Here is a 25181-nt window from a genome sequence, read left to right as displayed (position 1 = left end):
CCGCGGCGGTTCCGGCCGCCATGCCCGGCATACAGCAAGCGGCGTACCGCGCGCCGCCTGACGTTCACGAACCGCTCACACCATGCTCACCAGGCGCTCACGACCCGCTCACGACCCGCTCGCCGTGCCCTTCTGCGGACTCGCGACGTTATAACGCTTCGCCTGCTCGAAGAATGCGCGCTCCGTGGCCTCGTTCATCACCAGAATGCTGATGCGGCGGTTGAGCGGGCTGTCCGTGCTGTCGCGGTCGAGCGGCAGCACGTCGGCGAGGCCGCGCACCTGGAGCAGCTTGTCTTCGCGCAGGTGCCCCGCCACGAGCGCGCGGCGCGCGGCGTTGGCCCGCTCGCTCGAAAGCTCCCAGTTCGAGTAGCCCGCAAGACCGCCCGAATAGGGCACCGAGTCGGTGTGCCCCGCGATCGACACGCCGCGGTCCACGTCGTTGAGCGCGCTGCCGATCTGCACCAGGATCTCGTACGCGTAGTCTTCGAGCTTCGCGCTGCCGGTGGCGAACATCGGCCGCTTGAGCGAGTCGACGAGCTCGATGCGCAGGCCCTCGTCCGTGATCGACAGGCGGATCTGGTCCTTGTAGGCGCGCAGCTGCGGTTTTTGCTCGATGAGCGTGGAGAGCCTTTCCTTGAGCTGCGAAAGGCGGGTTTTGTCGGCGGCCTCCACCGGCACCGCGTGCGAGAGCGTGGGCCGCACGTTCGATCCGCCCACGGCGGGCGTCTTGCTCGAAAGATCGTGGCCGCCGCCTTGCACCACGCTCGGGCTCGGGTTCGCTGAATCGGGCTGGCCGCCCAACATGCTCGAAAGCGGCGTGTTGAAGTACTTCTCGATGCCGTCGCGGTCGTACTGCGAGGTCGAGCCGAGCAGCCACATCAGGAGAAAAAACGCCATCATCGCCGTGACGAAGTCGGCATAGGCGATCTTCCACGCGCCGCCATGATGGGCGTCGTGGGCGCCTTTCTTCACGCGGCGCACCACGAGCGTGGTCTTGCTGCTCTCGCTGTCTCTCGCGGCGCGCCCGCCGGGTATGCGCTCGGCCATGTCGGGACTCCTAAGCGGCTTTCGGCGTTTTGGTGGCGCGCACGGCCTCGTCGAGCTCCTGGAAGCTCGGCCGGTCGGCGGTGAACAGCACCTTGCGGCCGAACTCCACGGCCACGGGCGGCGCGTAGCCGGCGAGCGAGGCGAGCAGCACCGCCTTCACGCACTGGAACGGCTTGCCGGCCGCACGGCCCTTGGCGTTGAGCAGGTCGGCGATCGGGCCGACAAAGCCATAGGCGAGCAGAATGCCGAGGAAGGTGCCGACCAGCGCGCCCGCGATCATCTCGCCGAGCACGGCGGGCGGCTTGCCGACCGAACCCATCGTGTGCACCACGCCCATCACGGCGGCCACGATGCCGAAGGCGGGCAGGCCGTCGGCCATCTTCTGGATCGCGTTGGGCGCGATCGAGACTTCGGAGTGGTGCGTGTCGAGCTCCTCGTCCATGAGGTCCTGCATTTCCATGGGATTCACGTTGCCGCTCGACATCATGCGCAGATAGTCGACGATAAAGTCGAGCAGATGATGGTCGCCGAGCACGCGCGCGTACTTCTGGAAGATCGGGCTGTTCTCCGGCGCTTCGACGTCGGCTTCGAGCGCCATCATGCCTTCCTTGCGGGCCTTTTGCAGCAGCTCGTAGAGCAGCGCGATCAGCTCCAGGTACTGCGCCTTCGTGTAGCCCCCGCCCTTGAAGCAGGTGGGCAGCGCCTTGAGCGTCTTGCCGAGCGTGGCCGTGGGGTTGCTCACCACGAACGCACCGAGCGCCGCTCCGAATATGCACAGGAGTTCGAACGGTTGAACGAGTGCGGGCAGATGTCCGCCCACGCCCACGAAGCTCCCGATCACCGAGCCGAGTACCACGATCCAGCCAATTGCAACAAACATGATGTCTACCTTCTCTTTCTCAAAGTCCTGCGGGTCAATCGGTTCAGCGCGGCCGCACGAGGCATTGCAGGCGCGCCTCGTTCGCGGCGCGGTCGACGTCGAGCAAGGCGTCGATTTCGCGCGCCGCCATCGCCTTGCCGAAGAAGTAGCCCTGCGCGTAGTCGCAGCCCTTGGCGGCGAGCGTGCGCGCGAGTTCCGCCGTTTCGACGCCTTCGGCGACCGTGGTCATGCCGAGGCTGGAGGAGAGCGCGATGATCGCGTCGACGATCTTGGCGCTTTCGTTGCACGATGTCATGGAGAGCACGAACGAGCGGTCGATCTTCAGCTTGTCGACTTTCAGCTCGCGCAGGTGCTGCAAGCTCGAATAGCCGGTGCCGAAGTCGTCCAGCGACATGCGCAGGCCCGCGCTGCGGAAATCCTCCAGCACCGCGCGTGCGATGTCGAAATCGCCCATGAGCGCCGACTCCGTGATCTCGATCTCCAGGCGCTCGGGCGGCATGCCTTCGTCGGCGAGGATCGTGAGGAGCAGCGCCGCGAGTTGCGTGTCCTTGAACTGCGCGGGCGAGAGATTGAGCGCCAGGTGATAGCGCGCGGGCCAGCACAGTGCGTCGCGACAGGCGCGCCGCAGGATCGACGCCGTGAATGCGGGCGAGATGCCCATCTGCTCGATGAGCGGCACGAACACGTCGGGCGGGATCCAGCCGCGCTGGTCGTGGTGCCAGCGCGCGAGAATCTCGAAGCCCGTGGTCTGACCGTCGGCGAGGCGCACGAGCGGCTGGTAGAACGGCCGGATCTCGCCGCCCGCGAGCGCGCGTCGCAGGTCGGTTTCGAGCGTGGCTTGCAGGCGCAGCTCGTCGTCCATCTTCTGCTCGAAAAAGCGGTAAGTGCCCTTGCCCTCGCACTTGGCGCGATACATGGCGATGTCGGCGGCGCGCAGCAGCGCGTCGGGGTCGCCGCCGTCGCGCGGGCAGCATGCAATGCCAATGCTCGCGTCCACGTTGATGCGCACCTTGCCGATGTCGATGGGCGCGCGGGTGGCGGCCAGCAGGCGCTGCGCCAGCTCGCTCGCGGCTTCCACGTGGTCGTCGCGATGCACGCGCGCGAGCACGGCGAACTCGTCGCCGCCCAGGCGCGCTACCGTGTCGCCGTCGCGCACCACGCGGCGCAGACGCACCGCGATCTCGCAGAGCACGGTGTCGCCCGCGGCGTGGCCATGCAGGTCGTTCACGGGCTTGAAGCGGTCGAGGTCGATCACGAACACGAGGTAGTCGGGCGAGCGCAACTGCGTGCGCTCCAGCGCCGCGCTCATCTCGGCCGCGAGCAGGCGCCGGTTGGGCAGGCCGGTGAGCGGGTCGTGGCGCGCCAGCGCTTGCGCATGGGCCTCGGCGGCGCGCGTGGCCTCGTGGGCGATCTTCAGTTCATGCGACGTTTCGCATAACGTAGCGAAAGCGTGCGCCATCGCGCCGATCTCGTCGGTACGCCGCATGTTCGGCAACGCGCGCATGTCCTCGCCATGCGCGAGCCGCACGAGCGAATCGGTCAGCGTTTGCAGCGGGCGCAGCAGCGTGCGCTCCAGGTGGCGCAGCAACGCAAGCCCGAAGGCGAGCGTCGCGAAGGCGATGGCGAAGGCGGCTTCGATCGTGTGGCGAATGCGCAGGCGTGCGCGCCCGGCTCGTGCATGCAATGGCCCGGCGGCGAGTTCGGGCGGCGTGGCACGGGCGCGCGGCGCTTCGTTGACGAAGGTGTCAGACGTCTTGCCCAACGTGGCTTCCACGCGCTCGAAGGCGTGATCGAACGCGATCAACTGCCCCGCGAGCAGCGTGGTTTGCATGGCGAACAGCGCGAAGAACAGGCCGATGTAAAGCTTCGTGCGCGCACGGATCGAGGCGCGCAATGCGGCGGGCACGCGGCCATACCAGGGGAGCGCCGCTGCGGTTTCCGGAGTCATGGTGCAGGTTCCGTGTGGCGTCAAAGCCGGCGCGTGCGCGACTGCGCCGCAAGGCGGCGCACCGCGTAATGGCGTGCCGTGACAGCGGGCGTGTGGTGTGCCGGTGCGCGCCGGGCGCGCGGCGCGGCGCTCGTGCGTTCGCAGGTGCCGCGTCCCGCGGCAATGCGCGCCGCCGTGGCGATACGAGTGGACGGCTTCAGTGCCAGGGTTTGCGAAGGGGTTCTCATGATGGCTTGGAACGGGTGGAGCTTTGCCCTCTTTACGGCGGCGAAAAAGTGTTGCTGAAGTCGTCAGGCATCTTTTTTTTGAGGGTTTGATCGATTGCGCCACGGAGTGCGCGACGGCTTGGGAAGCGCGTGAATCAGCCGGGTAAAAACAGTCTATATTTCGGATACCGAAAGAATAGAAGAACGAAAGGGAATTCGAAGTAATTCAGGGTATGATGCGCGCTGCCCGCACAGGGGGCAGGCCGGCGGCCAATGAGCGTGGCCGCGGCATCCACACCGAACGTTCGTGCCTTTCAGTTTTCACCGTGCGCTGCCGTTAACCAGCCAAGGCGCGCCGGGTGCGGGAAGCGCCGCGCAATCGTTTTCCGTTCTGGCGAGACCCACGCGATGATCACTGCTCCGCTTCCTCTGGATGAGGACGCCCGCCTTCGGGCGTTGCGGCAACTCGACATACTCGACACCGATCCCGAGGAGGCGTTCGACCGCATCGCGCGGCTCGCCGCCTTCGCATTCGCCATGCCGATCGTGCTGGTCTCGCTCGTCGACGAAGAGCGCCAGTGGTTCAAGTCGCACCACGGGCTCGCGGCCTGCGAAACGCCGCGCAGCGTGTCGTTCTGCGCGCACGCCGTGCTCAGCAAGCGCTTGCTCGTGGTGGAAGACGCGCTCGACGACGAGCGCTTTCTCGACAATCCGCTCGTGACGGGCGCGCCGAATATCCGCTTTTATGCAGGCTCGCCGCTGTGCCTCGCCGACGGCCAGGTGGTCGGCACGCTCTGTCTGATCGACGCGAAACCGCGCGCCTTCGACGACGCCCAGGCGGCCATGCTGGCCGAGTTCGCGTTGCTCGTGGAGCGCGAGCTGGAATTGCGCCGGCAACTGATCCGCTCGCGCACGGAGCACGAGCGCGACCGCCGCTCGCTCGCCATCAGCGAGGCGCGCTTTCGCACCGTGTTCCAGCAAACGCCGATCGGCAAGGCCGTGGTCGATCTCGACGGCCGGTTTCTCGACGTGAACCAGAAGTTCACGCAGATCATCGGCTACGAGGAAAGCGAGCTGCGCAAGCTCACGTTCGCCTCGGTCACGCACCCGGCCGATGTCGCGGCCGACCTGACCCACGTGGCGGAACTGCTGGCGGGCCGCCAGGCGTCGTACGCCATGGAAAAGCGTTATCTGCGCCCGGACGGCACGTCCGTGTGGGTCAATCTCGCCGTCTCGCTCGTGCGCGATGTGTCGGGCGCGCCGCTGCATTTCATCGCGGCCGTGCAGGACATCAGCAGCCGCAAAAAGAGCGAGGAGGCGCTGCGCAACTATCACGTGGAGCTCGAAGAGCGCGTGCGCGAGCGCACGGCGGAACTGCGCCGCAGCCGCGACGCCTTGCAGACCATTACCGACAATTTGCCCGCGCTGATCGCCGTGGTCGATCGCAACCTGTGCTACCAGTTCAATAACCAGGCGTTCCAGCGCGTGTTCGCCGCCGCGCCCGCCACGCTGCGCGGGCGCAGCCTGCGCGAAACGCTGCGCCCGGACGTGTTCGAGCAGTTGCAGCCGCTCTTCGCGCGCGCGCTCGCCGGCGAGCGCGTGACCTGCGATGACGTGCGCTATGCGGTGGACGCCGAGCGCGTGTGGCAGGCCACTTATATTCCGGTCGAGCGCGACGGCCAGGTAACCGGCTTCTACGTGATGTCGCACGACGTGACCGAGCAGCGCCGCACCGAGCAGCGCCTGCGCGAGAGCGCGCTCGTCGACCCGCTCACCGGGCTTGCGAACCGGCGCGCATTGCAGGACGCGCTCACGGACCTGCGCTCGGGCGAGGACCCGTTCGCGCTTTTCTTCATCGACATGGACGGCTTCAAGGACATCAACGACCGCTATGGCCACGACACCGGCGACGCCTTGCTCAAGGAGGTCGCGAGCCGGCTCACGGCCACGGTGCGTGCGGGCGACGTGGTGAGCCGGCTGGGCGGCGACGAGTTCGTCGTGGCGAGCCAGGGCGTGAGCGACGCGCGCACCGGCGAGCGTATTGCGGCGGCCATTTGCCGAGAGGTGTCGAAGCCGTTCGAGGTGGCGGGGCGCGTGGTGGAGACGAGCGCGAGCGTGGGCGTCGTGCTTGCCGGGGCGACCGGAGCGGCGGGCGTTGCGGGCGCAACGAGCGCATCGAGCGCGGGGCTCTCGCTCGAGGCGGAGGGCCGGGCGCTCGCCGACGACCCGCTGTGTCTCGCCGACGCCGCGATGTACGAGGCCAAGCGCGCCGGTCGCAACACGTGGCGCGTGGCGCCGGGGGCGGACGAACTGGCGCCGGTGGCGTCGGCCGGGGCCTGATGGTTCGCGCGAAAGACCGCTAGCGCAATGCTGGCGGCAATCCCGGCTCGCTCTGTCTTGCCGGGAATCCATGTTGCATGGCCTCGCTCCGAGGCGATGCTTCTCCAGCGGCTTCTGCCGCCTTCTCCTTCCAGGATCACGTAAAAGCTGCGGGACGGCGCATCATGCGTCGTCGCGTGCGTGCCTGTGCGCGTTCTGGCTAATCCAAGTCCGAATTTCGCTCGAATAGGGTAAACCCCCGGCGCGATGAAAATTAATTTTCACTAAGATCCGTTCATGTAAGTTCATTTACGCATTCACCTCACTGCAACCCACCGCATGACAACCCGTCCGTCAACCCCCGACACTCCCGAAGCGGAGATCGTCGCGCGCATCAACGCCGCGCTGCCCGAACTCACGCCGGGCCACCGGCGCATGGCCGAATACGTGCTCGCCAACCTGTTCCATGCGGCGACCATGCGTATCGACGAACTGGCCAACGCGGTGGGCGCTTCGGTGGCCACGGCCAACCGCTTTGCGCGCGCGCTCGGCTTCGACGGCTATCCGCAGTTTCGCGAGGCGCTCGTGCGTGGCTTCGAGGCCACGCTTGCACCGGTGGAGCGCTTGCGCACGGCGCAGGAGTCGCCCACGAGCGGCGCGGACCTGTTCGGCGCGTCGCTCGAGCAGGCCGAGCTGAATCTGCGCCTGTCGCGCCAGTCGATCGACAGCACTGCGGCCGCGGCGGCCGTGGACGCGATTCTCTCGGCGCGCCGCGTGTTCGTGATCGGCTCCGGCACGAGCGCGTTTCTCGCCGGGCTGATGGAAAACGCGCTGCTGCCGTATCTGGACAACGTCCAGGCGCTGCCCTCGATGGGCGGCGCGACGCACTCGGCGCGGCGGCTCTTTGGCGCGAACCAGGACGACCTCGTGATCGGCATTGCGTTTCCGCGCTACGTGGACGACACCATCAAGCTCTCGCGCCACGCCGCGAACCAGGGCGCGCGCGTGCTCGCGCTGACCGACAGCATCGACTCGCCGCTCGCGCGCTTTGCGGACCTCACGCTGCTGATTCGCGCCGAACGCCGTCTTGCCGCGAACTCCGAGGCCGCCGTGCTGGCCGTAATCGAAGCGCTCTGCGACGCCGTGGCGTTGCGCGCGAAGCATTCCGTCGAGGCCGCGGCGGCCATTACCGAAGCGGTGCTGCCCTGGCTCAGCTCCACTTCGGCGCAAGCGGGCGTTACGCCTTCGACTCCGTCTTCCTCAACGAAAAAGAAGTCATGAAATCCAACGCAGTCATTGCCATTCACGGCGGCGCGGGCACGATCGTGCGCGCTTCGATGGCGCCCGAAATCGAAGCGCGCTATCTCGAAGCGCTGAACGACATCCTCGCGGCGGGTCAGCGCGTGCTGGCGCAAGGCGGCAGCGCGCTCGACGCCGTGGAGGAGGCCGTGCGCCTGCTCGAAGACTGCGCGTTCTTCAACGCGGGCCACGGTGCCGTTTTCACGGCCGCGGGCACGCACGAACTGGACGCCTCGATCATGGACGGCCGCACGCTCGAAGCGGGCGCGGTGTGCTGCGTGAAGCGCGTGCGCAATCCCGTGGTGGCGGCGCGCCGCGTGCTTGAAAAGAGCGAACACGTGCTGTTCACGGGCGAAGGCGCGGAAGCCTTCGCGGCGGCGCAGGGGCTCGAATTCGTCGAACCCGGCTATTTCCATACCGACGCACGCTACCGCCAGTGGCAGCTCGCACGCACTGAAGCACGCGCAATGCTCGACCACGACGGCGCGACGCTCGAAGCGAACATGGCCGCACAGTCGCCCGAGGCCGCCGGGCAAGACAGCCTGCCGCACGAGCCGATCGATCCGAACCGCAAGTACGGCACGGTGGGCGCGGTGGCGCTCGACGCTCACGGGCATCTCGCGGCGGCGACCTCCACGGGCGGCATCACGAACAAGCAGGTGGGCCGCGTGGGCGACGCGCCGCTGATCGGCGCGGGCTGCTATGCCGACGACGCGACGTGCGCTGTGTCCACCACCGGCTCGGGCGAGATGTTCATGCGCATGGTCGCGGCCTACGACGTGGCCGCGCAAATGAAATATCGCGGTGTTTCGCTCTCCGAAGCGGCTACGAATGTCGTGATGGAGCAATTGCCCCGCATCGACGGCCGTGGCGGCCTGGTTGCCGTGGATGCGCAAGGCAATGTCGTCCTGCCGTTCAATACCGAAGGCATGTATCGCGGCTACGCGCGCGTGGGCGAAGCCCCCGTTGCGTCGATCTATCGCTGAGCGGCGCATTCATTTTGCGCTCTAAACGAAGGAATCCTCATCGTGCAGATGTCGTCGAACTCTCTTGATACCGCGCATGCCGCGACGTCGGCACACAAGGCGGCCGTCGCATTGCCGTCGAACCGCGTGATCGACGTACGCGATCTGTGCGTGTCGTTCAAGCGCGGCTCGGGCACGTTCGAAGCCGTGCGCAATCTGTCGTTCCATGTCGATCGCGGCGAAACGCTCGCCATCGTCGGCGAGTCGGGCTCGGGCAAATCGGTGACGTCGCTTGCGCTCATGCGCCTCGTCGAACATGGCGGCGGGCGTATCGCGGGCGGCAGCATCGAACTGCGCCGCCGCAACGGCAATGTGCTCGACCTCACGCGGGCGAGCGCATCGGCCATGCGCTCGGTGCGTGGCGCGGACATCGCCATGATCTTCCAGGAGCCGATGACCTCGCTGAACCCCGTGTTCACCGTGGGCAACCAGATCAGCGAGGCGATTGCGCTGCACCAGCAGATGGGCGGCAGCGAGGCGCGCGCGCAAACGCTGCGTCTGCTCGATCTCGTGCGCATTCCCGAGGCGCGCCGCGTGATGGACCGCTTCCCGCATCAGCTGTCGGGCGGCATGCGCCAGCGCGTGATGATCGCCATGGCGCTGTCGTGCAAGCCCGCGCTGCTGATCGCCGACGAACCGACCACGGCGCTCGACGTGACGATCCAGGCGCAGATCCTGCAACTGATTCGCGGCCTCCAGGAAGAGATGGACATGGGCGTGGTGTTCATCACGCACGACATGGGTGTGGTGGCCGAAGTGGCGGACCGCATTCTCGTGATGTACCACGGCGAAAAGGTCGAGGAGGGCGCAGCCGACACGCTGTTCGCCGCGCCTTCGCATCGCTATACGCAGGCGTTGCTGGCGGCCGTGCCGAAGCTCGGTGCGATGCGGGGCACCGATCTGCCCGAGAAGTTCCCGCTGTTGTCGGTGCGCGAAGGGGCGAACGCGAACGATAGCGCCGTGCGCAGCGCACCAGCGAATTTAGCAGCGAAGGTACCCACCAACGCGCCTGACGCGAGTGCGCCGCCCATCCTGAGCGTGCGCGATCTCGTCACGCGTTTTCCCGTGCGCAGCGGAATGTTCGGCAAACTCACGGGCCGCGTGCATGCGGTCGAAAAGGTGAGCTTCGACCTGCGCGCTGGGGAAACGCTCGCGCTCGTGGGCGAGTCCGGCTGCGGTAAATCCACCACGGGCCGCTCGCTGCTGCGCCTCGTGGAAAGCCAGAGCGGCACGATCGAGTTCGGCGGCACGAACATCAGCGCGCTTACGGGCCCCGCGTTGCAGGCGCTGCGCCGCGATATCCAGTTCATCTTCCAGGACCCGTTCGCCTCGCTCAATCCGCGCCTCACGGTGGGCTTTTCCATCATGGAGCCGCTGCTCGTGCACGGCATCGCCAAAGGGGCCGAGGCACAGGCACGAGTGGAATGGCTGCTCGATCGCGTGGGGCTGCCGAAGTCGGCGGCGCGCCGCTATCCGCACGAGTTCTCGGGTGGCCAGCGGCAGCGCATTGCCATTGCACGCGCGCTGTCGATGAACCCGAAGGTCGTGATCGCCGACGAATCGGTTTCGGCGCTGGACGTTTCAGTGCAGGCGCAGATCGTCAACCTCATGCTCGACCTGCAACGCGAGCTGGGCGTGGCCTACCTCTTCATCTCGCACGACATGGCCGTGGTGGAGCGCGTGAGCCATCGCGTCGCGGTGATGTACCTGGGACAGATCGTCGAGATCGGGCCGCGCCGCGCCGTGTTCGAGAACCCGCAGCACGCGTACACGAAAAAGCTCATGGGCGCGGTGCCGATTGCCGACCCGGCGCGCCGCCATGCAAAACGCGTGCTCGCCGCCGACGAACTGCCCAGCCCCATTCGCGCGCCCGGCGACGAGCCCCAGGTATTGCCGTTGGTGGCAGTGGGCCCCGATCACTTCGTCGCGAAGCATCGGGTGGGCGGCGCGTACTGAAACCGCTTTGCGGCGGGCTACGCCGCGCAACCGCTTGTTAACTGGCTGAACCATTTCGCCGAATCGGCAGATTCATTGCTTTGGAGACCTGATTGATGAAAGAAGTCAAAACGTGGATGAAAGGCAGTGCGCTCGCGCTTGCCATGCTGGCCGCCGCGAGTGGGGCGACCGTCGCGCAGGCGGCGCCGCAGCGCGCCGTGATGGCGGTCGACTCGACCTTCTCGACGCTCGACCCGTACGACGCCAACGACACGCTTTCGCAGGCCGTGTCGAAATCGTTCTACCAGGGCCTGTTCGGCTTCGACAAGGACCTGAAGCTCATCAACGTGCTGGCCACGAGCTACGACGTGAGCGCGGACGGCCTCGTCTACACGTTCAAGCTGCGGCAGGGCGTGAAGTTCCAGGACGGCACCGACTTCAACGCGGCGGCCGTGAAGGCCAACTTTGACCGCGTGACGGACCCGGCGAATCACCTGAAGCGCTACAACATGTTCCGCCGCATCGCGAAGACGGATGTGGTCGATCCGTACACGGTGAAGGTCACGCTCAATGCGCCGTTCTCGGCCTTCGTGAACGTGCTCGCGCATCCTTCGGCCGTGATGATCTCGCCCACGGCCATGAAGAAGTGGGGCAAGGATATCGGCTTCCATCCGGTGGGCACGGGCCCGTTCGCGTTCGTGAAGTGGGACCCGGCGGGCGACCTCGTCGTGCACAAGTTCGACGGCTACTGGAAGAAGGGCTACCCGAAGATCGACGAGATCGACTGGAAGCCCGTGGCCGACAACAACACGCGCGCCGCGCTCATGCGCACCGGCGAAGCGGACTTTGCGTTCCGCATTCCGTTCGAGCAGGCGAGCGCCTTCCAGTCGAACCCGAAGGTCGACCTGGTTGCCACACCCTCGATCATTCAGCGCTACATCAGCCTGAACACCACGAAGAAGCCGTTCGACAATCCGCTGGTGCGCCAGGCGCTCAACTACGCGATCAACAAGGAGGCGCTCGCGAAGGTGGCGTTCTCGGGCTATGCGCTGCCTTCGGACGGCGTGCTGCCCCAGGGCGTGGACTACTCGGTCAAGCTCGGCCCGTGGCCCTACGATCCCGCCAAGGCGCGCGACCTGCTCAAGCAGGCCGGCTACCCGAACGGCTTCGAAACGACGCTGTGGTCCGCGTATAACAACTCGACCGCGCAAAAGGCCATTCAGTTCGTGCAGCAGCAACTCGCGCAGGTGGGCGTGAAGGCCAACGTCGAAGCGCTGGAAACGGGCCAGGCCGTGGCGCGCGTGGAAAGCGCGCAGGACCCGGAAAAGGCGGGCGTGCGCATGTACTACATCGGCTGGTCGTCGTCGACGGGCGAAGCGGATTGGGGCATCTCGCCGCTGCTCGCCACCGCCTCGTGGCCGCCCAAGCTGATGAACACGGCGTACTACAAGAACCCGGCCGTGGACGAGGACCTCTCGAAGGCGCTCGAAACCACGGACCGCGCGCAAAAGACGGCGCTCTACACCGACGCGCAAAAACGCATCTGGGCCGACGCGCCGTGGGTTTTCCTCGTCAAGGAGAAGATCGTCTACGCACGCAGCAAGCGCCTTGCCGGCGCGTATGTCGCGCCCGACGGCTCGTTCAACTTCGAGGACATCTCGATCCGCTAATGCGTAACGTACCGCGCCGCGCCGTTTATACGCGGCGCGGCGCGGTACGCACGCCCCGATGCAGTCACGCGCTCATGCTGAATTTCCTTGTCAAACGCTCGCTGGGTCTCCTGCCGACGCTTTTCATCGTCGCGATCCTGGTGTTCCTGTTCGTGCATCTGCTGCCGGGCGACCCGGCGCGCCTCGCGGCCGGCCCCGAAGCGGACGACGCCACGGTCGCGCTCGTGCGCGCCGACCTGGGACTCGACCAGTCGCTGCCGCAGCAGTTCGTCCACTTCTTCGTGCGCATCGCCCACGGCGACTTCGGCGTCTCGATGCGCAGCAAGCGCCCCGTGATCACCGAAATCGGCGAGCGCTTCATGCCCACGCTGCTGCTCACCCTCACCAGCATGGCCTGGGCCGTGGTGTTCGGCATGGCGATCGGCATTGTCTCGGCCGTGTGGCGCAACCGCTGGCCCGACCGCATCGGCATGGCGCTCGCCGTGTCGGGTATTTCGTTTCCGGCCTTCGCGCTCGGCATGGCGCTCATGGAACTGTTCTCGGTGTACCTGGGCTGGCTGCCCGTGGTGAGCGACGGCACGTGGCGCAGTTACGTGCTGCCGTCCATCACGCTCGGCGCGGCGGTGGCCGCGGTGATGGCGCGCTTCACGCGGGCTTCGTTCGTCGAAGTGCTGCACGAGGACTTCGTGCGCACGGCGCGCGCCAAGGGCGTGGCCGAGCAATGGGTGGTCATCAAGCACTGCCTGCGCAACGCGATGATTCCCGTCGTCACGATGATGGGCCTGCAATTCGGTTTTCTGCTGGGCGGCTCGATCGTCGTGGAAGTCGTGTTCAACTGGCCGGGGCTCGGACGCCTGCTCGTCGATTCGGTGGCGATGCGCGACTACCCCGTGATCCAGGCCGAAGTGCTGCTGTTCTCGTTCGAGTTCATCGTCATCAATCTGATCGTGGACGTGCTGTACGCGGTCATCAATCCGACCATTCGATTCAGGTGAGCCCGTCATGAGCACGACCCTAAACGTTGACGCCCGCGCCCAGGACGAGGCGATCCGCACGCCGTGGCGCGAATTCTGGCGCAAGTTCCGCAAGCAGCACGTCGCGCTCGGCGCGGGCGCATTCGTGCTGCTGCTCGTGGTGATCGCGGTGTTCGCCCCGCACCTCACGCCCTACGATCCGGAAAATTACTTCGACTACGACGCCCTCAATGCGGGGCCATCGGCAGCGCACTGGTTCGGCGTGGACGCGCTCGGCCGCGACATCTTCAGCCGCATTCTGGCGGGCACGCGCATTTCGCTCGCGGCGGGCTTTCTTTCGGTGGCGCTGGGCGCCGTGGTCGGCACGTTCTTCGGGTTGCTCGCGGGCTACTACGAAGGCTGGTGGGATCGCGTCACCATGCGTGTGGCCGACGTACTGTTCGCATTCCCAGGCATTCTGCTCGCCATCGGCGTGGTGGCGATACTCGGCAACGGCATGATCAACGTGATTTGCGCGGTGGCGGTGTTCAGCATCCCGGCCTTCGCGCGCCTCGTGCGCGGCAACACGCTCATGCTCAAGCATCTCACCTATGTGGAGGCGGCGCGCAGCATCGGCGCGTCGGACTGGACCATCATCATGCGGCATATCCTGCCGGGCACGGTGTCGTCCGTGATCGTGTATCTGACCATGCGTATCGGCACCTCGATCATCACGGCGGCGAGCCTCTCGTTCATCGGCCTCGGTGCGCAGCCGCCCACGCCCGAGTGGGGCGCCATGCTCAACGAGGCGCGCGCGGACATGGTCACCGCGCCGCATATCGCGCTGTTCCCGAGCCTTGCCATCTTCCTCACGGTGCTCGCGTTCAATCTGCTCGGCGACGGCCTGCGCGACGCACTCGACCCGAAACTGGATCGCGCATGAACGTGAATCATGGACATGGCGCGCCGCACATCGGCACCTTGCCGCGCGGCGCAACAGGAACGATTGCCGATGTCGGCGGCGTGCGCGTGGGGCATTGCACGCTCGACGCGGGCAGCGTGCAAACGGGCGTGTCGGTGTTGGTGCCGCATGCGGGCGATCTCTTTCGCGAGAAAGTGCCGGCCGCCGCAGTGGTGATCAACGGCTTCGGCAAGAGCATCGGGCTCATGCAGCTCGAAGAACTCGGCGTGCTTGAAACGCCGATTGCGCTCACCAGCACCTTCGGCGTGGGCGTGCTCGCGCAGGCGCAGATTCGCGCGGCGGTGGCGGCGAATCCGCCAATCGGGCGCGCGCTGCCCACGGTCAACCCGCTCGTGTTCGAATGCAATGACGGCTATCTGAACGATATCCAGGCGTTCTCGATCACCGAGGCGCATTATCGCGCGGCATGCGAAGCCGCGAGCGTGGATTTCGCGAGCGGCAGCGTGGGCGCGGGGCGCGGCATGTCGAGCTTCGATCTGAAGGGCGGCATCGGCACGGCTTCGCGCGTGGTGCAGGCAGCGCTCGCGCCGTACACGGTGGGCGCGCTCGTGCTGGCCAACTTCGGCCGCTTGCCGATGCTCACGATCGACGGCGCGCCGGTCGGCCGCACGCTCGCGGCGCGCGCGGCGTCCAGCCGTGCGGCGCAGGAGCCCGAGAAGGGGTCGATCATCATGCTGATTGCCGTCGATGCGCCGCTCGACGCGCGGCAGTTGCGCCGCGTGGCGACGCGCGCGGCGGCGGGCCTGGCGCGTACGGGCTCGGTGTACGGACATGGCAGCGGCGATATCGCCCTGGCCTTCAGCACCGCCTACACGCTGGCTCACGACGCACCGGTTCATGCATTGCCGCCCTTGCTCGCGGACTCGCAACTCGACTCGCTGTTTCAGGCGGCCGCGGATTGCGTCGAACAGGCGATCCTCGACGCCTTGTGGAGCGCGAGCAGCGTGACGGGGCGCGACGGCCATGCGCGGCTCGCGCTGCGCGAAGCGGCGCCCGACCTCGCCGACCTGCTGGCGGGAGGCGCGCGGCCGTGAAAGTCCTGATCTCCGTGGATATCGAAGGCATAGGCGGCGTGTTCAGCGTGCAGCAAACGCGCGCGGGCAATCCCGAGTACGAACGGGCCCGCCGCTGGATGACGCTGGAAGCGAACGCGGCCGTGGAGGGCGCATTCGATGGCGGCGCGAGCGAGGTGTGGGTCAACGACTCGCATGGCGGCTACAACAATCTGCTGATCGACGAACTCGATGCGCGCACCCGCGTGATTCTCGGCAAGCCGCGCACGCTGGGCATGATGGCGGGGCTGGAGCAGGCGCCCGCGCTCGTGTTCATGATCGGCTATCACGCCATGGCGAAAAGCCGCGGCATGCTCGCGCACACGATCAACAGCTTCGCGTTTGCGCGCGTGCTCGTGGACGGCGTGGAGACCGGCGAGGCCGGGCTGTGTGGCGCACTTGCACAGGAGTACGGAGCGAGTGTGGCGCTGCTGAGCGGCGACGACGTGTTCGAGCGCGAAACGCAGCCCGCCTTTCCCGAGGCGAAGTTCGTGGTCGTGAAGCGCGCCGGCGGACAGGCGAGCGGCGACATGCTGACGCCGGCGGCGAGCCGCGAGCGCATCCGTGAGGCGGCGCGCGAGGCCGTGGCGCAGGCCGCGCGCGACGGTGCGTGGCGCGACCGCGCGTGCGCGCCGCCGCGAGAGCGCGTGTGCGAGTTGCATACGCAGACTAGCGCGCTGGCCGATCTGTTTGCCCAATGGCCGGGCGTGGAGCGCGTGGCGGGTTGCGCGATCCGCTTCGTCGCGCCGACTGCCGAGCACCTCGTGCGCACGCTCAACAGTTTGTCGGCGATGTCGGCCGTGTTGAGGTGAGGGGCGCGAGCGTTGCGCTGTAAGTGCAACTAACCGCCTGTCCCGCCAAACGCTGCCAAGCGCAGTGGCGTCAAAGCCGCCCCTGCGGCGCGTAAGGCACGTCGCTTTCAGCCCGTGAGATTTTCCTCCAGCCGCTGGAACACGCGCTGCGTCGCGCCGCGCGCATGCAGCGCGAACAGCAGCAACGAGCGGCCCGTCACCTGATAGATGTCGCCGGCTTCGAACTCCGGCAACTCGTCGCGCACGGGCATGTTCGTGTCGATCAGGCAACTCCACTGATCGTTGCCCGGCACCGAGGGCAGCGTGAAATCCACCACGTCGTGATAGGCGTTGAGCACGATGAGCATGGTCGCGTCGGAGGCGAGACGCATGATGCCGCTCGTCTGTGACCGGCCATCGATCAGCATGCCGAAGCAACGCATGGCCGTGTCGTCCCATTGCCCGCTTTCGAGCGGCACGCCCGCGGGCGAGAGCCATTCGACATCGGTCACGTCGAGCGTGGCATTGTGCTCGCCGATCAGAAAACGATTGCGCCGCAGCACCGGCAGCGCATGGCGCAGCGTGGTCAGCTTGCGCACGAACTCGGCGAGGGCGCGGCCCGAATCGTCGATGCCCTCCCAGTCCACCCAGCTCACCTCGTTGTCCTGGCAATACGCGTTATTGTTGCCACGCTGCGTGCGGCCGAATTCGTCGCCGGCCAGCAGCATCGGCGTGCCCTGCGAAAGCAGGAGCGTGGCGAGGAAGTTGCGTTTCTGGCGCTCGCGCAGCGCGTGGATTTCGGGGTCGTCCGTGGGGCCTTCCACGCCGCAGTTCCATGAGAGGTTGTCGCCGTGGCCGTCGCGGTTGTCTTCGCCGTTGGCTTCATTGTGGCGCTCGTTGTACGAAACGAGATCGTGCAGCGTGAAGCCGTCGTGGGCGGTCACGAAATTCACGCTCGACCACGGCCGCCGCCCGCGCCGGTTGAAGCTGTCGCCCGAGGCGCACAGCCGCGTGGCGAGATCGGGCGCCTTGCCTTCGTCGCCTTTCCACCAGGCGCGCACGGTGTCGCGAAAGCGGTCGTTCCATTCCATCCAGCCGGGCGGGAAGCCGCCCACCTGGTAGCCGCCCGGCCCGCAATCCCACGGCTCGGCAATCAGCTTCACGCTCGACAGAATCGGGTCCTGGCGGCAACTGTCGAGAAAGCCACCGCCTTCGTCGAAGCCATAGGGCTCGCGCCCGAGGATCGTCGCGAGGTCGAAGCGAAAGCCGTCCACGCCCATTTCCAGCACCCAGTAGCGCAGGCTGTCGGTGACCATCTGGAGCACGCGCGGGTGGGAGAGATTGAGCGTGTTGCCCGTGCCGGTGTCGTTGATGTAGTAGCGCCGGTCGTCGGGCAGCCGGTAGTAGGACGCGTTGTCGATGCCGCGAAACGAGAGCGTGGGGCCCAGTTCGCTGCCTTCGGCCGTGTGGTTGTAGACCACGTCGAGAATCACTTCGAGCCCGGCCTGGTGGAAACGGTCCACCATGTTCTTGAATTCGTCGATCGAACCGTGCGCGCCCACCGAGTAACGCGGATCGGGCGCGAAGAAGCCGATCGTGTTGTAGCCCCAGTAGTTCGACAGGCCGCGTTCGAGCAGGTGCGAGTCGTTCACGAAGGTATGCACGGGCAGCAACTCGACGGACGTCACGCCCAAGCCGCGAATATGTTCGAGCACGGGCGTCTGCGCGAGGCCCGCGAAAGTGCCGCGTTCTTCGGGCGGCACGTCCGGATGGCGGATCGTGTAGCCGCGCACGTGCGTCTCGTAGACGATCGTGCGCTCGCGCGCCACGCGCTCGCGCAGCGGGTGGTGCCAGGCGAAGGTCTGATCGACCACGCGGCAGCGCGGCACGTAGCGTGCGCTGTCACGCGTGTCGAAAGAGAGGTCGCCATCGGGGCTGCCGATCGTGTAGCCGAATACGGCGGGATGCCAGCGCATCGCGCCTACGTGCGCTTTGGCATAGGGGTCGAGCAGCAGCTTGTTCGCGTTGAAGCGCTGGCCGGCCTGTGGATCGTAGGGGCCATGCACGCGATAGCCGTAGATCGCGCCTGGTTCGAGTTCGGGCAGGTAGACGTGCCAGACCTCGTCGGTGTACTCGGGCAGGTCGATGCGTTCGACCTCGCGCACGCCGTTCTTGTCGAAGAGGCACAACTCGACTTTCGTGGCGTTGGCCGAAAAGAGCGCGAAATTCACGCCGCGCCCGTTCCAGGTGGCGCCAAGCGGATACGGCTGTCCTTCAACGATGCGGGTTGTGGTTTTCTTCTTCATGGGCTCGATTGCTCGCGAAGGCGTGAGTGACATTGAAGCAAGCTTCGAGCCTATGTCGTGAAACCGGGCGTGGTGGCGGCTGAGCGGAAGGGGCGGGGAAAGAGCGCGGCCCGATGCGCGGGGCCTGGTGGCATGTTTTACGTCGCCCTGAGCGGCGCGTGGATGGCGCCGTGTGACGCGGCGCGCGGCAAGGAAGCGCGCCGCGCCTGTGTAGCTTTGGCGCGGCGCGTGTGCAGTTTTACCGATGGGCTTTGGGCGACGGTGGCCCGGTGCGGTGCTTACTTCACCGTCTGCACGACTTCGAAGCCTTCGAACTCGGGATGGCTCAAGTAGACGGGACGGTTCGCGCCGCCGGCGTTACCCGCATTACCCGCGTTACGATGCGCGGCGCGAAATGCGTCGGAGCGCGTCCAGTCTTCGAAGTGTGCGTGGCTCGCCCAGATCGTGTGGCTCGCATAGAGCACATGATCTTCGCGCTGCGGCCCTTTGAGCAGATGAAATTCGATGAAGCCCGGCACTTCCTTCAAGTGCGTGTCGCGGGTGGCCCAGACTTCCTCGAATGCGGCCTCGGAGCCCGGTGCGACCTTGAAGCGGTTCATGGCGATATACATGCGGCGTTCCTCTTCGCTGACGAAAACCTCAAAAGCGCGGCGGCGCGCGGCGTGTCATCCTGCGCGCCGCCGCTTCGGTTCCCGATTATAAGAGGCCGCCCGCCACCATGCGCCGGGGTCTGCGCGAGGCGGGCGATCAGGCGACGCGGAATACCTGCACGGTGCCCGCAAGTTTGGTGGACTGCGTGTCGAGCGCCTGGGCGGCTGCCGTCACCTGCTCCACGAGCGCGGCGTTTTGCTGCGTGACTTCGTCCATCTGTGTGACGGCCGTGTCGACCTGTTCGATGCCGCTTTGCTGCTGCTCCGAAGCGGAAGCGATCTCGTTCATGATCGCTGTCACGCGCTGCACGGCCGAGTGCAATTCGGACATCGTCGAGCCCGCCGTGGAAACGAGCTCGGTGCCGTGCGCGACGGTTTCCACCGAACTCGCGATGAGATCCTTGATCTCCTTGGCCGCCGCCGCCGAGCGTTGCGCGAGCGAGCGCACCTCGCTCGCGACCACGGCGAAGCCGCGGCCTTGCTCGCCCGCGCGCGCCGCTTCCACCGCGGCATTGAGCGCGAGGATATTGGTCTGGAATGCAATGCCTTCGATGATCGCCGTGATCTCGGAGATCTTGTGCGAACTGCCTTCGATCTCGCCCATCGTGCTCACGACGTTCTCCACGACCTCGCTGCCGCGCGTGGCGACGCTCGCCGCCGTCTGGGCGAGCGTGCTGCCCTGGCGCGCGTTGTCGGTGTTCTGCTTCACGGCCGAGGTGAGCTCGTTCATGCTCGCGGCCGTTTCCTGGAGCGAGGCGGCCTGTTCCTCGGTGCGCGCCGAGAGGTCGATCATGCCTGCCGCGATCTGGCGCGTGGCGACCGAGACCGATTCGCTGCCCGAGCGCACCGCGCCCGTCACCGAGCCCAGCTCCATGCGGGTTTTTTCGATGCTTTCCAGCAGCAGGCCCATCTCGTCGCGGCGCTGCGCGCGCACGCTGCGGCTCAGGTTGCCCGAGGAGATGTCATTGAGGCTCGTGAGCGCGTAATTGAGCGGCACCATGATCGCGCGGCGCAGCACCACCCAGCCGATGCCCGCGCCCAGCAGGCCGAGCACGACCATCGCCGCGCTCACGCCCGAGAACAGGTGGAAATTGGCTTCGGCCTCCTCATAACGCACTTTCGCGTTGTCGTAGAGATGCTTCTTGACCTCGTTGTTCGCGGCGCTCATGGCGCTGTAGAGGTCGGAGAGCTGCGTCATCGCGATGTTGTCGGCGCTGGCCCGGTCGCCCGACTCAAGCGCTTTCGTGAAGTCCGCCACCCCGTTGCGCATGGCCGTGCGGCGCTCGGTGGTCGCCGCGATGAGCGGCAGCTCGTCGCTTTCGTGCGGCATCTGCGTGAACTTCGTCCACCAGGCATCGGACTCCTTGAAGAAGCCGGCGGCGCGCTGCAACTGGTCGGGCACCGTGGGCGCGTCGGGGTGCAGCGCCACGCGGTCGAGCACGAGGCGCGTGCGCGCGATGTAGATCTCGGCGTTGTCGATGGCCGTGGAGGCGGCGAGTTTGTTGCGATAGGTATCGCGGTTGGCGCTGTTGGCCTTCTGCGTGCTGATGAAGCCAAGCACGCCGGAAACCGCGAGCAGGAGGGCGAGAAGCGCGAACGTAAGTGCGATGCGCGCTCGAATGGTGAGTGTCATGCGTCTGTACCGTTTTGACCAAGGGCGACGCGAGCGGGGCTGGCCCGCCATCGGACTGCCGCCGTCGGGCGTCACCTTACATATCGACAGCTGGCGGCCGGGATTTAGGGGAAACCCTGAATATTTTTAAGAGACTACAGAATTCGCGTCTCTTGTTAGTGGTTGAGGGCAATCGGGAGGCGCTTGAGCCGGATGGAATCGTCGATGGCGCATCCCGTTGTGTCCGTCTGACAGGATGGGGAATAAGCGTGCCTGCCGTTCCGCATGCAAGTGATTTGCGATTAGCGCGCAAGTTCGCGTAATTTCAGTGTTTATTGGCCGATTTTTGGCGACGTTCTTCGGCGCGCCACGCAGATGTGCACGAAACCCTCCCTGAAATCTTCTTCACATTTGGTAATGTTATAACGTAACATTTGCGTCGAGCTATAGCCGCACCGACCTGCGCGGCGGGCGTCCACCCTGGGCCCCGGACGTTCGCCGCCGATTACTCCAACGACGCAAACAAGAATCCATCGTGGCGACCATCCCTTTTACGTCTTTGCCCGCGCTGCTGGCACGCCTGCGCTTCGCGCGCGTCCTGCCGCTCGCCCCATTGCCGCTGGCGCTTTGCGGCGCTCTCGCGCATGCCCAATCGACAGGAACGAACGTTGGCGATGCGGCGAGCGGCGAAACCCGGCAGAGCGTCGCGACGCTCGCGCCCGTTTTCGTCACCGCGAACCCGCTCGGTAATACCGATCTCACCGCGCCTTCCACGGCGCTCTCCGGCGACGCACTCGTTCTGCGCAGCGCCAATTCGCTCGGCGAGACGCTCAACGGCCTGCCGGGCGTTTCCACGACGACTTACGGCCCGATGGTCGGGCGGCCCATCATTCGCGGCATGGACGGCGACCGTATCCGCCTGCTGCAAAATGGCGTGGCCGCGTTCGACGCTTCGTCGCTCTCGTACGATCACGCCGTGCCGCAGGACCCGCTTTCGATCGAGCGCGTCGAGATCGTGCGCGGGCCGGCCGCGCTGCTGTATGGCGGCAACGCCATAGGCGGCGTCGTGAACACCATCGACAACCGGATTCCCCGCGAGCCGATCTCGGGCGTCACGGGCACCGTTGACGCAAGCTACGGCGGCGCAAACGACGCGCGCGCGGGCGCGGCGCAGGTGGAAGGCGGCAACGGTGGTTTCGCGTTTCACGTGGACGCCTTCGCGCGCGACACGAGCAACGAGCGCATTCCCGGCTACGCGCATTCCGCGCAGCAACGCGCGCTCGACGGCCCGGACGCCGAGCAGCCCTACGGCAGCATCCCGAACAGCGACGGCCGCTGGCACGGCGGCTCGGTCGGCACCTCGTACACGTGGGCGGACGGCTACGCGGGCATCTCGTACAACGGCTTCGACGCGAACTACGGCTCGGTGGCCGAGGACGACGTGCGCCTGCGCATGCATCAGGATCACGTGGCCGTGGCATCGGAAGTGCGCAACTTGCAGGGGCCGATCAGCCAGCTCAAGTTCGATTTCGGTTATACGGACTACGAACATCGCGAGATCGACAACGGCGAAACCAGCACCACGTTCCGCAATCACGGTTATGAAGCGCGGATCGAGGCGCGCCACGCGAAGATCGGGCCGCTGGAGGGCGCGTTCGGCGTGCAGGTGAGCCAGAACACGTTTTCAGCGCTGGGCGACGAGGCGCTCGTGCCCACCACGCAAACGACCAATGTCGCGCTGTTCGGGCTGGAAGAGTGGAACGTGACCCCGGCGCTCAAGCTGAGCGTGGGCGGGCGTATCGAGCATGTGAAGCTCGACCCGGTGGCGGGGGAAGAGGGCACGAAGTTCGCGGGCGCGGCCTCGCGCGACTTCAACGCGGGCAGCCTTTCGGCGGGCGCGCTCTACAAGCTCACGCCGGTGTGGTCGGTGGTCGGCAACGTGGCGTACACGGAGCGCGCGCCCACTTTCTACGAGCTGTATGCGAACGGCCCGCACGACGCGACCGGCCAGTATCTGATCGGCAACCCCGACGCGCAGAAGGAAAAGGCCATCTCGACCGATCTTTCGTTGCGCTACGCGAGCGGCCCGAACAAGGCGAGCGCGGGCGTGTTCTACAGCCGCTTTCGCAACTACCTCACGGAGTACAACACGGGCCGTCTCGTGGATGACGACGACACGCCCGTACCCGCCGGCACCGCGGACGCGCTCAACGAAGCCGTCTACCGCGGCGTGCCCGCGGAGTTTTACGGCGTGGAACTGGAAGGGCGCTGGCGCGTGCTGGAGAAGGGCGCGCACCGGCTCGACCTGGGTTTGACCGGCGATTACACGCACGCGCGCAATGCCGACACGGGCGCGCCGCTGCCGCGCATCGCGCCGTTGCGCGTGACGCTCGACGCCGACTACGGCTATGGCCCGTTCGGCGCGAACGCCGAACTCGTGCATGCCTGGGCGCAACACCGCGTGCCCGAGGACGATTTTCCGACCGCCGGCTATACGACCTTGGCAATTGCGCTCACCTACAAATTCCATGTGGGCGCAACGAACTGGCTCGCGTACCTGCGGGGCGACAATCTCACCAACCAGGACGTGCGCTATGCAAGCTCCGTGGTGCGCGATATTGCGCCCGAAGGCGGGCGCAGCGTGATGGTGGGCTTGCGCACGACGTTCTAGCGCGGCTCCCGGCTCACGCCGTCGCGGTTGCAGGCCGCGCCGCCGCGCTCGGCGGCTGGCCGGTCTGCTGCCGCGAGCGGCCCGAGCTCAGATAGTCGGCGATCGAGTCCTGCGTGATCTCGCCCACATAGCCGCCGTCGGCGTCGAGCACCGGCATCCACGAAGCGCGGAACTGGTACATCTTCGAGAGCACGATGCGCAGGTTGTCGTCCACCGAAACCGTAGCCGGGAACGGTGTGATGCGCTCGCCGCACGCGCCCTCGGCCCCGCGCGCGGCGCGCCGTCCGACGAAGCCGAGCGCATGGCGCGCGTCGTCGAGCACGGTGAGGTAGCGCGAGTCGCCTTCGTCCATCACGGCGAACGCTTGAGCGAGCGGGGTTTCCACGCGCGCGGTTTCGGGCTGCGTGGCGGCGTCGCCGGCCTTCACGAGCAACAGGCGCTTGAGCGTGCTGTCCTGGCCCACGAACTGCGCGACGAAGTCGTCGTGCGGGCGCGCGAGCAGCGTGTCGGGATGGTCGTATTGCACGAGCTTGCCGCGCCGGAACACGGCAATGCGGTCGCCGAGCTTGATCGCCTCGTCGATGTCGTGGCTCACCATGATGACGGTCTTCTTCAGTTGCCGCTGCATCTGGAAGAACTCGTTCTGGATGGTTTCGCGATTGATCGGATCGACCGCGCCGAACGGCTCGTCCATGAGCAGCACGGGCGGGTCGGCGGCCAGCGCGCGAATCACGCCGATGCGTTGCTGCTGCCCGCCCGAAAGCTCGCGCGGATAGCGCTTCAAATACAGCTTCGGGTCGAGTGCGACCATCGACATGAGTTCCGCCGCGCGCTCGGCGCAACGCTTCTTGTCCCAGCCGAGCAGGCGCGGCACGACCGTGATGTTCTCCGCGATCGTCATGTTCGGAAAGAGGCCGATCTGCTGGATCACGTAGCCGATATGGCGGCGCAGATCCACTTCGTTCAGGCCCGTGGTGTCCTCGCCGTTGATGAGCACGCGGCCCGAGGTGGGCTCGATCAACCGGTTGATCATCTTGAGCGTGGTGGTCTTGCCGCAGCCCGAGGGGCCGAGGAACACGCAGATCTCGCCTTCGGCCACCGAAAGGCTCACCGAATCGACGGCGCGCACGGGCTGGCCGTCTTTCTGCGTGAAGGTCTTCGTGAGTTGGTCGAGTTCGATCATGTCTTCTGCACTCCTTTCGGTGTCAAGGCACGCTGCAACATCTGCAACAAGAGGTCGGCGACGATGGCGAGCACGCTCACGAGCACGGCGCCCACCAGCAGCTTCATCAAGCTGCTCTGGCCGATGGCGCGAATGATGAGGGTGCCGAGGCCGCCTGCGCCGATCACGGCGGCAATCGTCATCACGCCAATGTTCATCACGACCGCGGTGCGCACGCCCGCGAGAATCACGGGCACGGCGAGCGGCAAATCCACGAGCCGCAGCCGTTGCCACGACGTCATGCCGATGCCGGTGCCCGCTTCCTTGATCCCCGCGTCGACGTTGCTCAACGCGAGATAGGTGTTGCGCATGATCGGCAGCAGCGAGTAGAGGAACACGGCCGTGATGGCGGGCACGGCGCCGATGCCCTGGCCAAAGCGCGAGAACACCGGAATCATGAGGCCGAAAAGCGCGATGGAGGGCAGCGTGAGGACCACGGTGGCGAGGCCGAGCAGGGGCGCGGCGAGCCAGTTATGGCGGCTGATGAGCACGCCGAGCGGCACGCCCGCGATGATCGCGCAGCCCACCGCGATGCCCACGAGGTAGATGTGTTGCAGCGTGAGCTGCAACAGTTCGGGCCAGTTCGCCGCGAGGTAGTCGAATACGTTCATGC

The 25181-nt window shown here is 66.5% G+C and carries 19 protein-coding genes; 10 read left to right on the top strand and 9 right to left on the bottom strand.

Features of this window, described 5'->3' with window-relative positions; genetic code table 11:
* Window positions 1–108: 108 nt before the first annotated feature.
* Genes motB through C7401_RS44265 form a run of 4 tightly spaced genes read right to left on the bottom strand, consistent with a single transcriptional unit; the run spans window position 109 to window position 4102 of the window.
* Window positions 109–1047, bottom strand: a complete 939-nt coding sequence (motB, locus tag C7401_RS06380; RefSeq protein WP_112170507.1) for a flagellar motor protein MotB — start codon at window positions 1045–1047, stop codon at window positions 109–111.
* A 10-nt stretch (window positions 1048–1057) separates the two neighbouring features.
* Window positions 1058–1927: a flagellar motor stator protein MotA gene (gene motA / locus C7401_RS06375; RefSeq protein WP_112170506.1), complete on the bottom strand. Its 870-nt coding sequence runs from the start codon at window positions 1925–1927 to the stop codon at window positions 1058–1060.
* Between the two features lie 43 nt (window positions 1928–1970).
* Window positions 1971–3875 carry a putative bifunctional diguanylate cyclase/phosphodiesterase gene (locus C7401_RS06370; RefSeq protein WP_112170505.1) on the bottom strand — a complete coding sequence of 635 codons (1905 nt, stop codon included), beginning with the start codon at window positions 3873–3875 and terminating at the stop codon, window positions 1971–1973.
* Between the two features lie 20 nt (window positions 3876–3895).
* Window positions 3896–4102: a hypothetical protein gene (locus tag C7401_RS44265; protein WP_146757886.1), complete on the bottom strand. Its 207-nt coding sequence runs from the start codon at window positions 4100–4102 to the stop codon at window positions 3896–3898.
* A gap of 387 nt (window positions 4103–4489) precedes the next feature.
* On the opposite strand from C7401_RS44265, the gene C7401_RS06360 reads away from it, so the two are divergent.
* From C7401_RS06360 to C7401_RS06320, 9 genes are all read left to right on the top strand, one after another.
* Window positions 4490–6421, top strand: coding sequence for a PAS domain S-box protein (locus C7401_RS06360; protein ID WP_112170504.1), 1932 nt, complete (start codon window positions 4490–4492; stop codon window positions 6419–6421).
* 318 nt (window positions 6422–6739) lie between these two features.
* Entirely contained in the window at window positions 6740–7681 is a 942-nt protein-coding gene (locus tag C7401_RS06355; protein ID WP_112170503.1) for a MurR/RpiR family transcriptional regulator, read from the top strand.
* The gene (locus C7401_RS06350) at window positions 7678–8685 is read left to right on the top strand and encodes an isoaspartyl peptidase/L-asparaginase family protein (protein WP_112170502.1); all 1008 of its coding nucleotides are present in this window, start codon (window positions 7678–7680) and stop codon (window positions 8683–8685) included. The genes C7401_RS06355 and C7401_RS06350 overlap by 4 nt, the downstream gene beginning before the upstream one ends.
* A gap of 48 nt (window positions 8686–8733) precedes the next feature.
* Window positions 8734–10680, top strand: a complete 1947-nt coding sequence (locus C7401_RS06345) for a dipeptide ABC transporter ATP-binding protein (RefSeq protein ID WP_112170501.1) — start codon at window positions 8734–8736, stop codon at window positions 10678–10680.
* Between the two features lie 95 nt (window positions 10681–10775).
* Complete coding sequence (gene gsiB / locus C7401_RS06340) at window positions 10776–12329, top strand: glutathione ABC transporter substrate-binding protein GsiB (protein WP_112170500.1); 1554 nt, start codon at window positions 10776–10778, stop codon at window positions 12327–12329.
* 74 nt (window positions 12330–12403) lie between these two features.
* A complete protein-coding gene (gsiC, locus tag C7401_RS06335) occupies window positions 12404–13324 on the top strand; it encodes a glutathione ABC transporter permease GsiC (RefSeq protein ID WP_112170713.1) in 921 nt (306 codons plus the stop codon).
* 7 nt (window positions 13325–13331) lie between these two features.
* A complete protein-coding gene (gsiD, locus tag C7401_RS06330) occupies window positions 13332–14225 on the top strand; it encodes a glutathione ABC transporter permease GsiD (RefSeq protein ID WP_112170499.1) in 894 nt (297 codons plus the stop codon).
* A complete protein-coding gene (locus C7401_RS06325) occupies window positions 14222–15298 on the top strand; it encodes a DmpA family aminopeptidase (RefSeq protein ID WP_112170498.1) in 1077 nt (358 codons plus the stop codon). Before gsiD ends, C7401_RS06325 begins: the two co-directional genes overlap by 4 nt.
* Window positions 15295–16128, top strand: a complete 834-nt coding sequence (locus C7401_RS06320; RefSeq protein WP_112170497.1) for a M55 family metallopeptidase — start codon at window positions 15295–15297, stop codon at window positions 16126–16128. The genes C7401_RS06325 and C7401_RS06320 overlap by 4 nt, the downstream gene beginning before the upstream one ends.
* A gap of 107 nt (window positions 16129–16235) precedes the next feature.
* Here C7401_RS06320 and glgX read toward each other — a convergent pair whose 3' ends face one another.
* From glgX to C7401_RS45925, 3 genes are all read right to left on the bottom strand, one after another.
* Entirely contained in the window at window positions 16236–18413 is a 2178-nt protein-coding gene (gene glgX, locus C7401_RS06315; protein WP_112170496.1) for a glycogen debranching protein GlgX, read from the bottom strand.
* Between the two features lie 278 nt (window positions 18414–18691).
* Window positions 18692–19024 (bottom strand): heme-degrading protein HmuQ, encoded by a 333-nt coding sequence (gene hmuQ / locus C7401_RS06310; protein WP_112170495.1) that lies wholly within the window; start codon window positions 19022–19024, stop codon window positions 18692–18694.
* Window positions 19025–19160: 136 nt separating this feature from the next.
* Window positions 19161–20696, bottom strand: a complete 1536-nt coding sequence (locus tag C7401_RS45925; protein ID WP_181565504.1) for a methyl-accepting chemotaxis protein — start codon at window positions 20694–20696, stop codon at window positions 19161–19163.
* 550 nt (window positions 20697–21246) lie between these two features.
* On the opposite strand from C7401_RS45925, the gene C7401_RS06300 reads away from it, so the two are divergent.
* Window positions 21247–23346: a TonB-dependent receptor gene (locus tag C7401_RS06300; protein WP_112170712.1), complete on the top strand. Its 2100-nt coding sequence runs from the start codon at window positions 21247–21249 to the stop codon at window positions 23344–23346.
* Between the two features lie 13 nt (window positions 23347–23359).
* On the opposite strand, the gene C7401_RS06295 is transcribed toward C7401_RS06300, so the two are convergent.
* Window positions 23360–24529 (bottom strand): osmoprotectant ABC transporter ATP-binding protein OsmV, encoded by a 1170-nt coding sequence (locus C7401_RS06295; RefSeq protein WP_112170493.1) that lies wholly within the window; start codon window positions 24527–24529, stop codon window positions 23360–23362.
* Window positions 24526–25179 carry an ABC transporter permease gene (locus tag C7401_RS06290; protein ID WP_112170492.1) on the bottom strand — a complete coding sequence of 218 codons (654 nt, stop codon included), beginning with the start codon at window positions 25177–25179 and terminating at the stop codon, window positions 24526–24528. Before C7401_RS06290 ends, C7401_RS06295 begins: the two co-directional genes overlap by 4 nt.
* Window positions 25180–25181: the final 2 nt, after the last annotated feature.

It is taken from the genome of Paraburkholderia unamae, from assembly GCF_003268775.1.
Taxonomy (GTDB): Bacteria; Pseudomonadota; Gammaproteobacteria; order Burkholderiales; family Burkholderiaceae; genus Paraburkholderia; species Paraburkholderia unamae.
The sequence above is the reverse complement of the archived record's forward strand: the minus strand, read 5'-3'. Positions and strand labels throughout refer to the sequence as shown.